12 protein-coding genes are annotated in these 12,551 nt (G+C 63.8%); 5 read left to right on the top strand and 7 right to left on the bottom strand.

Annotated elements, in window-relative coordinates; genetic code table 11:
- Positions 1-56: 56 nt before the first annotated feature.
- Positions 57-1,019 carry a D-amino acid aminotransferase gene (locus AC1DPX_RS11185; RefSeq protein WP_202359029.1) on the bottom strand — a complete coding sequence of 321 codons (963 nt, stop codon included), beginning with the start codon at positions 1,017-1,019 and terminating at the stop codon, positions 57-59.
- A 156-nt stretch (positions 1,020-1,175) separates the two neighbouring features.
- On the opposite strand from AC1DPX_RS11185, the gene AC1DPX_RS11180 reads away from it, so the two are divergent.
- Entirely contained in the window at positions 1,176-1,685 is a 510-nt protein-coding gene (locus AC1DPX_RS11180) for a hypothetical protein (RefSeq protein ID WP_477236561.1), read from the top strand.
- 6 nt (positions 1,686-1,691) lie between these two features.
- On the opposite strand, the gene AC1DPX_RS11175 is transcribed toward AC1DPX_RS11180, so the two are convergent.
- Both AC1DPX_RS11175 and tsaA read right to left on the bottom strand, forming a co-directional pair.
- Positions 1,692-2,006: a DUF2293 domain-containing protein gene (locus tag AC1DPX_RS11175; RefSeq protein ID WP_115144289.1), complete on the bottom strand. Its 315-nt coding sequence runs from the start codon at positions 2,004-2,006 to the stop codon at positions 1,692-1,694.
- Positions 2,003-2,527, bottom strand: a complete 525-nt coding sequence (tsaA, locus tag AC1DPX_RS11170; RefSeq protein WP_477236559.1) for a tRNA (N6-threonylcarbamoyladenosine(37)-N6)-methyltransferase TrmO — start codon at positions 2,525-2,527, stop codon at positions 2,003-2,005. Before tsaA ends, AC1DPX_RS11175 begins: the two co-directional genes overlap by 4 nt.
- A gap of 194 nt (positions 2,528-2,721) precedes the next feature.
- Here tsaA and AC1DPX_RS11165 point away from each other — a divergent pair, with 194 nt between their 5' ends.
- Together AC1DPX_RS11165 and metF are read left to right on the top strand one after the other, a co-directional pair.
- A complete protein-coding gene (locus AC1DPX_RS11165; RefSeq protein ID WP_202359032.1) occupies positions 2,722-3,744 on the top strand; it encodes an ArsR/SmtB family transcription factor in 1,023 nt (340 codons plus the stop codon).
- Entirely contained in the window at positions 3,744-4,661 is a 918-nt protein-coding gene (metF, locus tag AC1DPX_RS11160; RefSeq protein WP_477236557.1) for a methylenetetrahydrofolate reductase [NAD(P)H], read from the top strand. Before AC1DPX_RS11165 ends, metF begins: the two co-directional genes overlap by 1 nt.
- A gap of 431 nt (positions 4,662-5,092) precedes the next feature.
- On the opposite strand, the gene AC1DPX_RS11155 is transcribed toward metF, so the two are convergent.
- A complete protein-coding gene (locus tag AC1DPX_RS11155; RefSeq protein WP_477236555.1) occupies positions 5,093-6,010 on the bottom strand; it encodes a DMT family transporter in 918 nt (305 codons plus the stop codon).
- Positions 6,011-6,231: 221 nt separating this feature from the next.
- Here AC1DPX_RS11155 and AC1DPX_RS11150 point away from each other — a divergent pair, with 221 nt between their 5' ends.
- Entirely contained in the window at positions 6,232-7,452 is a 1,221-nt protein-coding gene (locus AC1DPX_RS11150) for an alanine racemase (RefSeq protein WP_202359034.1), read from the top strand.
- Between the two features lie 158 nt (positions 7,453-7,610).
- On the opposite strand, the gene AC1DPX_RS11145 is transcribed toward AC1DPX_RS11150, so the two are convergent.
- The 3 genes from AC1DPX_RS11145 to AC1DPX_RS11135 form a co-directional block, all read right to left on the bottom strand.
- Entirely contained in the window at positions 7,611-8,789 is a 1,179-nt protein-coding gene (locus tag AC1DPX_RS11145) for a lytic murein transglycosylase (protein ID WP_477236553.1), read from the bottom strand.
- Positions 8,790-8,941: 152 nt separating this feature from the next.
- Positions 8,942-9,733: a class I SAM-dependent methyltransferase gene (locus tag AC1DPX_RS11140; protein WP_477236551.1), complete on the bottom strand. Its 792-nt coding sequence runs from the start codon at positions 9,731-9,733 to the stop codon at positions 8,942-8,944.
- A 310-nt stretch (positions 9,734-10,043) separates the two neighbouring features.
- The gene (locus AC1DPX_RS11135) at positions 10,044-10,844 is read right to left on the bottom strand and encodes a glycoside hydrolase family 25 protein (RefSeq protein ID WP_477236549.1); all 801 of its coding nucleotides are present in this window, start codon (positions 10,842-10,844) and stop codon (positions 10,044-10,046) included.
- Positions 10,845-11,131: 287 nt separating this feature from the next.
- On the opposite strand from AC1DPX_RS11135, the gene AC1DPX_RS11130 reads away from it, so the two are divergent.
- Complete coding sequence (locus AC1DPX_RS11130; protein WP_477236547.1) at positions 11,132-12,511, top strand: serine hydrolase domain-containing protein; 1,380 nt, start codon at positions 11,132-11,134, stop codon at positions 12,509-12,511.
- The last annotated feature ends 40 nt before the right edge of the window (positions 12,512-12,551 follow it).

The following is a 12,551-nucleotide window of genomic DNA, read 5'->3' as shown; positions in this document are numbered from 1 at the left end:
GCCTGTCCCGTGATTTTCCAGAGGCGAGGGGGAATCTTTTTGAACGGCCCCTTTGATCAGGGATACTTCACCTGAGACGACCAGGCCGGATCGTCGTGTTTTTGCCAATAGAGCGCCATCAGCCGGCTGGTGACAGGCCCGACCTTGCCGCCGGCGATCGCCACGCCGTCGATCTCGGTCACCGGCATGATGCCGCCGGCGGTCGAGGTGATGAAGACTTCGTCGGCCGCCTTGAGCGCGGCGACGCTGACATCGGCTGCGGCGGCGACAAGACCTTCCTCGGCGCAGAGATCGAAGACGGTGCGGCGGGTGATGCCGGGCAGCACGCCGATGGCCGGCGTCGACAGGCTGCCGTCCTTGACGCAAAAGACGTTGAAGCCCGGGCCTTCGGCGACATTGCCGTTGAAGTCGAGGAGGAGCGCGGTCTCGGCACCTTGGTCATAGGCATCGTAGAGGCCGCGCACCAGGTCGAGCCAATGGTAATTCTTGATCGCCGGATCGATCGAGGCCGGCGGGATGCGCACCTTGTCGCTGATGGCGACGCGCAGGCCGCGTCGCAGCTGCTCGGCATTGGCGACCGAGCCGAACGGCACGGCGAAGGCCATGAAGCGGTTGATCGCCTGGCGCGGGTCGCGGCTGAAGGTCGGCGAGGCGCCGCGCGTGCACAGCATTTCGACATAGGCGGCGGGATGGCCCGAAAGGGCGACGCAATTGTGCAGGATCTCGGCCACGCCGTCCCTGTCGAAGGGGATGGTCATGCGCAGCCTTTCCAGCCCGCCGAAGAAGCGGTCGAGATGCAGATCGAGGCGGAAGAAGCGGCCGTCCCAGACATGCACCGTGTCGTAGGTGGCGTCTGAATGCAGGAAGCCCCAGTCCAGTACCGAGACCTTGGCTTGCGACATCGGCAGGTACTGGCCGTCGAGGAAGGCAATGCCCTCGGGATAGGCATGCGGGTCGATATGGCGATCGCTCACCGCCGGCAGCGGCTTTGAAGCCTGTGTTGCCGTCGTCTGGTCCATCGGGGCCTCCTCGCGCAGAGCTGATCGTTAGCCTACCGGCCCCTGACGGAAGGCATAGAGCCAGCCATCAGGCGCTGTTCGTCCTCCATGACGGTCTGGCCGATACACTGGATTGGAATTGCCTTATGATCCGATGACTTGGAATGGGGAGGGGACATGGGCAGGCTTGGGACCATCATCGCAGCCACGGTGATCTTCGCCGCCGCGGGCGAGGCCGGCGCGCAGTGCGTGAAACAAGGCGACGAACTCTGCCAGAACGGCCAGACCTATCGCTGCGAGAAGACCGGCAGCGAACTGACGCCGATCTTCCAGAATGTCCCTTGCGCGGTAACCGTGCCGGCGCCGACGCTGACCGGCATTTGGGTCGGCAGCGGCCACCAGAGCCCGGCGGGTGACGCTGGCGCCGACTGGTCGATCACCATGACGATCAGGGATGACGGCGCGTCGATCGATTATCCGTCGCTTGGCTGCGGCGGATCGCTGTCGCAGACGTCGCGGGACGAGACGTCCGCGGAATTCCACGAGAGCATCACCTATGGCCAGGACAAGTGCATCGATGGCGGCGACATTACCGTCCGCTTCTTCAAGGGAAACCTGTCCTGGACCTGGGTCGGGCAGGCCGACGGCCAGCCCTACAATGCGATCGCCGTGCTGACGCGGCAATAGCCGCCCTTACTCCTCTTCGTCGTCGGCGTCGAGCAGCCGTGTGGCGCGCCAGCGGGTGAGCACGATGTTGGTCTGCTCGATGACGAAGAAGCGGGCGGAGTCGCGGTCGTAGCCCTCGGCCAGCAGCTTTTCGTAGTCGGTATGCATGTGGCGGATGTGGGCAATGGTTGCCAGCCACACGGCAATGCCCGGCGGCAAGGTCTTCATATGCACCGCGCCGGCATCGGCACGGATCTTCTCCATGTCGGCGTAGGGCGCCAGCGGCAGAAGGGCGGTCAGCGCCTTGGCGATGGCGCGGCGGCGGCCGGTTGGTGCTGTCATCGTTCATCGCGTCCTTCGACGGTCGCCTCCGGCATGGCGTCTGTCGAGGCGAAGTAGGGCTTGATGTCGATGACCGGCGTGCCGTCGAGCACGTCGATGGCGTCGAGATCGATGCGTCCGGTGGCGATGTCCAACCCAACGAGCCTTGCCACATGCAGGCCGACCGGGTTCGGCCGGGCAGGGGAGCGCAGGCCGAATACGCCTTTGGCTTCAGCCGCATGGCGGGGTTTTTGCACAATCAGATTCCGCGGCGCGTGATGCAGCCAGGACAGGACGATGACATGGCTGGCGCGCTCCAGGCCCTGCAAGCCACGGCGGTATGGCGCGTCGATGGTCAGCACCGCCGGCTGCCCGGTCTCGCGGGCCGTGCGCATGTTCTTCGGGCAGGTCTCCCGTGTCGTCCAGGGCGAGGCGATGCGGCCGATGAAGACGACACCGCCATCCGCCGGCATCGTTGCCGGATCCTGTTCCAACCTCTGCTCGCCTTCGCGTGCGTCGAACATTTCGCGCGGTCCGGTCATTCCGCCCATCTCTGTGCTGGTGCCTGTCATTGTCGGAAGACCGCACCACATTCTTGGGCGGTGCGCACCGAAAAATCACGCATGCGGCATTTTCTTGTCCGGAAGCGACATAGCGCTTGCAAGGTTTTGAAAATCGACATAAACATATGTTTATATCTTTTTCAAAGTGAATGCGCTGAAAAGAGAATACGCTGATGCATGTCTCTCTCGACACCATGGTGGATACGCTGAAGGCGGCGGCCGAATCCAGCCGCCTGCGCATATTGGCACTGTTGTCGCGTGGCGACCTCACCGTTTCCGATCTTACCGAAATTCTTGGCCAGTCGCAGCCGCGCGTTTCCAGGCATTTGAAGCTGCTTCTCGAGGCCGGGCTGATCGACCGCTACCAGGAAGGGTCATGGGCGTTCTTTCGCCTGTCGGATGCCGATTCGGCGCGCGACTTCGTGATGGGACTGGTTTCCGGCATTCGCGGCGCCGACCCGCAGGTCGAGCGCGACCTCGAGCGGCTGGCCTCGGTCAAGCGCAAGCGGCAGGACCGGGCGGCGGAGTATTTTTCGGTGAATGCCGCAAGCTGGGATCATATACGCTCGCTGCATGTACCGGACCGCGCGGTCGAGGCGGCGATGCTGAAGCTGGTCGGCAAGCGGCCGTTCCAGTCGATGCTGGATCTCGGCACCGGCACCGGCCGGCTGCTCGAAATCTTCTCGCCGCTCTACCGGCGCGGCGTCGGCATCGACATGTCGCGCGAGATGCTGACCGTGGCGCGCGCCAATCTCGACAAGGCCGGCGTTTCGAACGCGCAGGTGCGGCAGGGCGATATCTTCTCGCCGCCAGTCGAGCGCGATGCCTTCGATCTCGTCACCATCCACCAGGTGCTCCACTATCTCGACGATCCGGCCCGCGCCATCCACGAGGCGGCGCGGCTTTTGCGGCCGTCGGGGCGGCTGGTCATCGTCGACTTCGCTCCGCACACGCTGGAATTCCTGCGCGAAGAGCACGCACATATGCGGCTCGGCTTTTCCGACCGGCAGATCGGCGAATGGTTTGCCGAGGCCGGCCTCGATCTCGAGGATGCCCAGGAATTCGAACCGCGCGGCGGCAATGAGGCGAGGCTCACCGTCAAGCTCTGGCTTGGCCGCGACCGGCGCCTGCTGATCGCCGACCCTGCCAATGACAGCCAACAGACCAAAGTGAATTCGATAGGGGAAATCGCCTGATGAACCAGTTCCGCTTTTCCCGCCGCCCCGACATTGGCGACAAGGTCAAGGTTTCCTTCGAATTCTTCCCGCCCAAGAATGACGAGATGGAGGCGAGGTTGTGGGACACGGTCACGCGGCTGGAGCCGCTGAAGCCGAAATTCGTCTCGGTGACCTATGGCGCCGGCGGCTCGACGCGTGAACGCACGGCGCGCACCATCGGCCGCATCCTGAACGAGACCAGCCTGACGCCGGCCGCGCACATGACCTGCGTCGATGCTGCCCGCCATCAGGTCGACGCGGTGATCCAGGAATTCGCCGATATGGGCGTCAAGCGCTTCGTCGCGCTGCGCGGCGATCCGGCCGCGGGCGTGGGCACCGCCTACCGTCCGCATCCGGACGGCTACGCCAATGGCGCTGAACTGGTCGGAGCTCTCAAGGATGCCGGCGATTTCGACATCTCGGTTTCGGCCTATCCGGAAAAGCATCCGGAAAGCCCTGACTTCGCCACCGATATCGACATGCTCAAGCGCAAGGTCGACAATGGCGCGACGCGGGCGATCACCCAGTTCTTCTTCGACAATGACCTCTACGAGCGCTATGTCGAGCGCGCGCGCCGGGCCGGCATCTACATCCCGATCGTTCCGGGCATCCTGCCGGTGCACAATTTCACCCAGGTCGCCAATTTTTCGGCGCGCTGCGGCGCGCTGGTGCCGGCATGGCTGGCCGAGCGCTTCGACGGCCTGCAGAATGACCCGCAGACGCATGCGCTGGTGGCATCGGCCGTCGCCGCCGAACAGGTTCTCGACCTGGTCGAGCGCGGGGTGGGTGATTTCCACTTCTACACGATGAACCGCGCTGACCTCGTTTTCGCCATTTGCCACATGATCGGCATCCGCTCGCACGAAGCGGAGGTGGCAGGCTCGGCCGCTGCGTGAGACCGGGCTGAACAGCAAAAGGCCGGGTAAAAACCCGGCCTTTCGAATTGCTTAGACTATCTGGTGCTGGTCTTCCCCGTTTTGGCGGGTTCAGGGAAGGACGCCCATAATGAGGGCGCCGATGAAAGCAAACGCAGCACAAATCATCAATGCGTTGATCGGCCTCGTAAGTCCCATGACATAGCCTCCTCTTAAAGAGCTATGCCTGAGAGTCTAGGTTCATTTGTGCCACAGGCAAGCGGAAAATGTGCTGCATTGCGACGTGATTGTGAAAATTGCGACCCGCGTTTTGCCGTTAGCCGTTGAAACTCTTCGGCAAAAACCCGCTTCACGCCTGTGAATAAATTGTGGCGGCGGCGTGTCGATGCTGTGTCATGGCAGCGCTACCGCGGCGGAAGTCGACTTCGACTTTCGCGAGAATGCGGTTCGATCTACCGTCTTCCAAGGACGCGTCCGTCGATTGTGAGAAGACCGAGGCCGATCAGCACCACGCCGCCGATCTCGAACAGTTCCAGCCRCTCGCCCAGGAAAAGAAAACCGAGCAGCATGGCGCTGGCCGGCACGACCAGCGTGACCAGCGAGGCGTTGGTGGCGCCAGCCGAGGCGACGAGGTTGAAATAGAGGATGTAGGCGAAAGCGGTGGACAGCAGCGCCAACGCCAGCACCGCCGCCCAGACCGGCGGCGAGGCCGAAAACAGGCCGGCGGGTCCGTGCGCCAAAAGCACGACCGGGATCATGATGATGGTCGAAGCGGTCAGCTGTCCGGTGGCGATGACCGGCGAGGGCACGCCCTTGAAGCGGCGGGCGACCATCAGCGCGACGCCATAGGACAGAGAGGCGCCGATCAGCGCGAATTTCGCCCAGACCGGGCCGCCGAGGCCGGCAAGCAGGCCGGGACCGATCATAACCGCGGTGCCGGCGACGCCGAGCCCGATGCCGGCCAGCTTGTTCCAGGACAGCTTTTCATCCGATGTCAGCGCGTTGGCGAGGATCAGCGTCCAGAATGGCGTCGTTGCGTTCAGCACCGAGGCGACGCCGGCGCCCAGCTCGGTCTGGCCGGCGAAGATCAGCGAGAAGGGGACGACGTTGTTGGTGAAGGCCAGCAGGAAGAACAGGCCGGCATGGGGAAAGGCAAGGCGGAAGGACGGACCGCGCAAGCCAAGATAAATCTGCAGCGCGATTGCCGCGATGGCGACGCGAAACAGCACCAGCACCAGCGGGTGAAGTTCCGCAACCGCGATGCGGGCGAAGAAGAACGAACCGCCCCAGATGGCGCCAAGCAGCAGCAACTGCCCCCAGTCGGTGAGCGTCATCGGTCCGCGTGGCGCGGATGTAGAGGCTATTGCCATGTGAATCGTCCTCCCCCGATGGCCGACATGCCGGCCCGAATGCCGGCCGATCAGGAAGATGGCATTGCCGGTCTGATCGCAAGGGCCACCCGAAACCTGATTGCTGGCAAGCGACACCGCCAAAAACTAGCGACGATGCGTCAGGGGCACGAGACACAGAATTGTTTTCATTAGCCGCTAGCTTGGATTAATTGTGCGCAGCCGAGATCGAGGATTCGTCAATGCAGCGATTCGAGAATGCCCGCGAGGCGGCACTGGCGCTTCGTCCTGACGATCCGGTCTATTGCTTCCGCCCGCAGGTGCTGAAGGCCGATGCCAGGCAGTTCATGGGCATGTTCCCAGGCAAGACCGCCTATGCGGTCAAGACCAATGGCGAGCAGATCGTGCTGAAGACCTTGGTCGAGGCCGGTGTCACCGCCTTCGACGTTGCTTCGCCTGGCGAATTCGCCGCCGTGCGCGCGGTCTCCCCCGATGCCGAGATGCTCTACATGCACCCGGTCAAGGCGCAGTCGGATATCAAGCTGGCGCTGGAGAAATACGGCATCCGCGTCATCTCGCTCGACCATGAGGACGAAATCACCAAGCTGACGCGGGTGGTGCGGGCACTCGACATCGACCCGGGTTCGATCAGCGTGTTCGTGCGCATCCAGACGAAAGGGTCGGCGGCCTATGAACTGTCGAAGAAGTTCGGCGCCGGGCCGGCCTATGCGGTCGAACTCGCCGAGCGGCTGAACCGCACCGGCTACAAGGTTGGCCTGTGTTTCCATGTCGGCAGCCAGATCGAGGATCCCGACACCTATGAGCGGGCGCTGGCCTCGGCCGACTGGGTGCGCAACCGGCTGACCTTCGATATTGCCGGGCTCGACGTCGGCGGCGGCTTTCCGGCCGAATACGGGCATGATCCCAACCGCAAGCAGATCGAGATGCCGTCGCTCGGTCAGATCATGTCACGGCTTTCCGGCGATCTGAAGGAATACCAGTTCGACCAGATGCCGCTGGTGGCCGAGCCGGGCAGGGTGATCGTCGCGCGCTGCCTGTCGCTGATTGTGCGCGTGCTCCTGCGCAAGGGCAAGCGGCTCTACATCAATGACGGCATCTGGGCGTCGCTGTCGGATTCTTGGACCGGCAAGATCACGCTGCCGGCGCGCTTCATTCCCGATCCGGCGATCAGGACCCGCAATGGCGTCGAAAAGAACATCGTGCCGTTCAAGGTGTGCGGCGCGACTTGCGATTCCGTCGACATCCTGTCCCGGCCGTTCTGGCTGCCGGAGACCGTCGACACCGGCGACTGGATCGAGATCGGCCATATCGGCGCCTATTCGCTGTCGCTCAGGACCCGCTTCAACGGCTTCTATCCCGACACATTCGTCGAGGTGACCACGCCGTTCGACGAGGGCGACGCGCCGCAGGGCTTTGCCAGCCTGGAGACCATGGCGGATTAACGAAGTAGGGGAATAGGGGAATAGGGGAATACGGCAGTAAGGCAGTAGGGGAAACAAGGGAATTAAGGCGTTTACAATATCTGCTTTCGGACCAGTCTTTTCCTACTGCCCTACTGCCCTACTGCCCTACTGCCCTACTGCCCTACTGCCCTACTGCCCTACAATTTCCCCAGCAGCTCCGGCGTCGGCCAGCCGTCCACCGGCAACCCAAGCCGCATCTGCTCCTTGCGGATGGCTTCCCGGGTGTTGGTGCCCAGAATGCCGTCGACCGTGCCGACGTCGTAGCCGCGGGCTTCGAGCTTGGTCTGCAGCGCCTTCATCTGCTCGTTGTTGAGGCCTTGTTCCGGGTTGCGCGGATCAAGCGGCGGCGCGCCCGCCAGCCGCGCGGCGAGGTTCGCCGCGGTCAGCGCGTAGGTGAAGGACTGGTTCCATTCGAGATAGACGTCGAAATTGTCGTAGGTCAGGAAGGCCGGGCCCTTGCGGCCCATGGGCAGCGCCAGGCCGGCCTTCAGGCCCTTGTCGACGAGCGGCGAGCCGTCGGGATTGGTGACGCCCCATTGCGCCCATTGCGTCAGCGGCAATTTGTTTGTGCGCCCGGTCTCGTCCCAGGGCATCTCGTCGGGCACACGCACTTCCTGGATCCAGGGCTCGTCGCGCTTCCAGCCGCGCGACAGCACCTTGTTGGCCGTGGTCATGATCACGTCCGGCACGCTGCTTCGCAGGTCGATCTTGCCGTCGCCGTCGCCATCGACGCCGCGGGCCAGATAGTCCGAAGGCAGGATCTGCGTCTGGCCGATCTCGCCGGCCCAGGCGCCCTTGACGTCGGCCGGCAGCACGCCGCGATCGATCAACTCCAGAAGCGGCACCAATTGCTGGCGGAACAACTGCGGGCGCCGGCAATCATGCGAAAGCGTCACCAGCGCGCTCAGCGTGTGGAAATCGCCCTGCACGGCGCCGAAATCGGTTTCCAGCGCCCAGAAGGCGGTGATGACCGGCGCCTGCACGCCGAACTGCTGGTCGGCACGGGCGAAGATATCGGCGTATTTCTTCATGTTCGCCGCACCTTGCTTCAGCCGGTAGGCCGAGATCATGCGGTTGGAGAACTCGATGAAGGTCTGGGTGAAGACGCCCTGGGCGCGGTCGCGCGCCAGCGCCCGCTCGTCGAAGGCGGCATCTTCCAGGGCGTCGAGACCGACGGCGCCGACACCGGCCGCCTTGGCTTCCGCCGCCACGCCCTGTTTCCAGGTTTCGAAGTCGCCGCCGCATTGCTGCGCCATCGCCGGCAAGGCCGTGGCGCACAGGAATAGCGCCGCGAGGGCTTGGGAACGCAGTCGCATCAGCTTCCTTTCGAAACGAAGAGGGCATTGTCGTGCTGGCTGGAAACCCAACGCCCTGAATTACCGGCGGTTGCACTCTTTACCGCTGGCTGTGTCGAAAAGCAGGCGGCAGGCCCGGTGTCAACGGTTCTTCTGCCGCAGCCCCTTATTCCTCAAGACCGCTGCTGCGCGATCACATAGCGGAACCGGTTTCTCACACGGAGCGATCCGTCGCCATCGAGGAAAGGGGTGAGCGCGTCACATAGCGCATCCTGCACCGCGATGACGCCGGCATGGCGCTCGGCGCGGGTGACGGGCGCGGCCGCGCCGATCGCGCGCCTGGCTGTCTCCAAGTCGGGATAGACAAACACACTGTCGGTTTCCTTGGTGCCGATCGGCGACAGGCCGACCTTGCGCATCCAGCTTTCCATAACGCCTTCCTGATGGAAGGCTGGAGCCGTGGCGGCGCCGGCAGGCGCGGGCGGAAGCAGCGCCATCACCTTGGGGACGATCCTCGAGATTATGTCGCAGTCGGTGGGTGGTCCCCAGACAAACATCACAACCGAGCCGCCCGGTCGGCAGACCCGGCTGCTTTCTGTCAAGGCGCCGAGCAGGTCGCCTGCGAATTGGAACGCATTGAAACTCGTGACCAGGTCAAACTGACGGTCAGGGAATGGAAGGGCCTCCATCTCACCGACCTCAATCCGCGCCTTCGGCAGTCGACGGCGCGCTACCGCTACAAGCGCCTCGGACGCATCGAGCCCGACTGGCTCGGCCCCCAGCTCAAGCGCCGCCAGGAGGGCTTCGCCGCCGCCACAACCCACGTCCAGCATGCGCGTATGGCTTCCTGCGCGGGTCTGGCGCAACACCTCGTCATAGAGAGGGCGCCAATAAGGCTCCTGCACGAGAGCCCAGTCTTCAGCCTTCGCGCCCCAAAGCGGGCCCTGGATGGTTGCGGTTCCCATGTCGAGTTCGCCCTTGGTGGATATCGCTCCTCTGTGAGGCGATAAGGATGCGCCCGGCGTGCGAAGCCTACAAGGGAGGTTCGGATGCGGACGCCAAGTACTGGTAACAATTCCGGCGACCGTCCGAGCGTCTGCTAGCGCGAAGAGCTGCTTCGCTCTTCAAGGAGGCGTGCGCACAGCCTTGGGCGGGTACCAATCGTCAGCTTCTATCCACCAGCCTCTTGTTGCCGCCGACGCCGCTGTCGCCCGGTTCAACGGCAGTTGTGCTGGATCGATGATTATCTAGGTTGGTGCTGCCGTTGAACCCGGTTCAACGGGTATTCTGCCGCAGCCACTTATTCCATGCGGCTTCCGAGCCGTTGAAGACGTTGATGTCTGATTTGCCGGTCAAGCCGGGAACGATACCGGTTCCGGTGTATTGCCAGAAGGTGAAGGGATGGCTGCCATATTTTTCGCGGGGGTGGCCGGCGACGGAGCGCAGCCAGTAGGGATAGCCGCGGAAGGTCGACAGCTGGTTGTCGTCGAAGAAGTCGACCGAGGTGTAAATGATCGGCTTCTTGCCGTAGTGGCGCTCGACGATCTGGAGGAAGGTGGTCATCTCGGCGCGCACCGTGGCGGCGTCGGGGCGCAGCCTGCAGGTCGGCGATTTCGGGTTCCATTCCATGTCGAGAACCGGCGGCATGGCCGAGCGGTCGACGGGAACGTTCTGGATGAACCAGCGCGCCTGCTGGGCGGCCGGGGTGCAGAAATAGAAGAAATGATAGGCCGCACGGGGGACACCGGCGGCCTTCGTGCGCGCCCAGTGCTCGTTGAAATACTCGTCGAAACGGTCACCGCCTTCGGTCGCCTTGATGAAGGCGAAGGAAATGCCGCTCGCCTTGGCCGTCGGCCAGTCGACCGAGGTCTGGTACTTGGAAACGTCGGTGCCGTGAACGGCATAGTTCCACGGCGCGCCGCTGTCCCATTCATGCGGCTTGGAATCCTCGAAGCGCGGCGCTCGCACGGCGACCGTCGGGCTGCTGGATGAAGACGGCGACAGCGGCGACAGATCGTCCACGGTCGAGCAGGCGCCAAGCAGCGTCAGCATGAAAAGGGCCGCAAGACGGCGCATCACAACTTCCAAGCCGGAATCAGCCGGTCGCTGATGGGTCTGTGAACCGATGGCCGACGATTGGTCGAGCCCCTCCAGGCGATCGCCCCACAGCATCGCCCAGTATATCCTTTTTGTGCATGTCGTTGTGCCAAAACCGCTGCGCAGTTTTGGGCGACATGCATCCATGTGATCGCCGATCATGGTTGATAATCCGTTGACGGCGCTCGACAGGCGCCACGATTTTGCGGAAGCAATGGCGGCAATTCGATGACATAAGAGGCGGGCGAAAGCCCGGGAGGCAATAGATGCGCATCGTCGTCAAGATCGTCAAATGGCTGTTTGGCCTGATCGTGCTGGCGGTCGCCGCGCTGTTTGCCTGGCTCTACATCGCGCCGCCCGAATTGATCCGCGTCGGTTCGGGCTATTCGGCCAAGATCGTCTGCTCCAACGTCTTCATCGCCGGGCGCGATGCCAATGAGGTGCTTGCCGTCGACGTGCAGGCGCCCGGCCACCCGCTGCTGCGGCTGATGCGGGTCTCGGTCGACAAGAACCGGGGGACGGTTTCGGCGGGCCTGCTGGGCTTCCTCGGCAAGAGCGAGGCGGTTTCCCGTGACGGGCTGGGCTGCGCCTCGGTTCCCGACGGCGATGTCGGCAAGGCGCGGCGCACGGCGATCCATGTCGAACCCGCGGCGACCAAGCAGGATGTGCTGTGGCCCGAGGGCGATGGGGTCGAGGCATCGCAGGATCCGGTGATTGCCAAGCTGCTCGACGATGCGGCGCTGACCGGCACCGGCATGCGCGCGGTGGTCGTGGTCAAGAACGGCCGTGTCGTCGCCGAACGCTATGGCGACGGCTTTTCCGCCAAGACGCCGCTGCTCGGCTGGTCGATGACCAAGACGGTGAACGCCGCCATCATCGGCACGCTGGTCAAGGACGGCAAGATGGCCATCGACAATAAGGGCCTGTTCGCGCCGTGGAAGGCGGACGGCCGCGCGGCGATCAGCCTTGCCGACATGATGGCGATGTCGAGCGGGCTGGAGTTCAACGAGGATTATGGCGACGTCGCCGACGTCACGCGCATGCTCTATCTCGAACCCGACATGGCGGGGTTTGCCGAATCAAGGCCGCTGACGGGCGAGGTCGGCAAGGTGTTTTCCTATTCGAGCGGCACGGCGGTGATGCTGTCGCGGCTGTGGCAGGACGCGATCGGTGACAAGGCCAAGGCCCTGACATGGCCGCGCACGGCGCTGTTCGAGCCGCTCGGCATGCACAGCGCCGTGCTCGAAACCGACGAGCAGGGCACGTTCGTCGGCTCGTCCTATCTCTACGCCACGGCGCATGACTGGGCTCGCTTCGGCCAGTTCCTGCTGCAAGGCGGGGTGTGGAACGGCAACCAGGTGCTGCCCGCCGGCTTCGTTGACTGGATGCGCGAGCCGGCGCCCGCTTCGAAAGTCTATGGCAAGGGCCAGCTGTGGATCGAGGCGCCTGGCGACGAGGAAAATCCAGGCGCCGGTGTCGCTGCCGGCCTGCCCAAGGACACATATTGGATGGAAGGGCATGACGGACAGACGGTCGCCATCATTCCCTCGGAGCAACTGGTGATCGTGCGGCTCGGGCTGACCCCGGCCAAGCTAGGCTATCGCCCGCAGACGATGGTGGGCGCGCTGGTGAAGGCGCTGCATTAGCTCCCTTACCTCCCCTTGATGGGGAGGGTCGGCGCGTAGC

The sequence above is a fragment of the Mesorhizobium sp. 01N446 genome (assembly GCF_056399285.1).
Note: the sequence above shows the minus strand (reverse complement) of the source record. Positions and strands in the feature narration are given on the sequence as shown.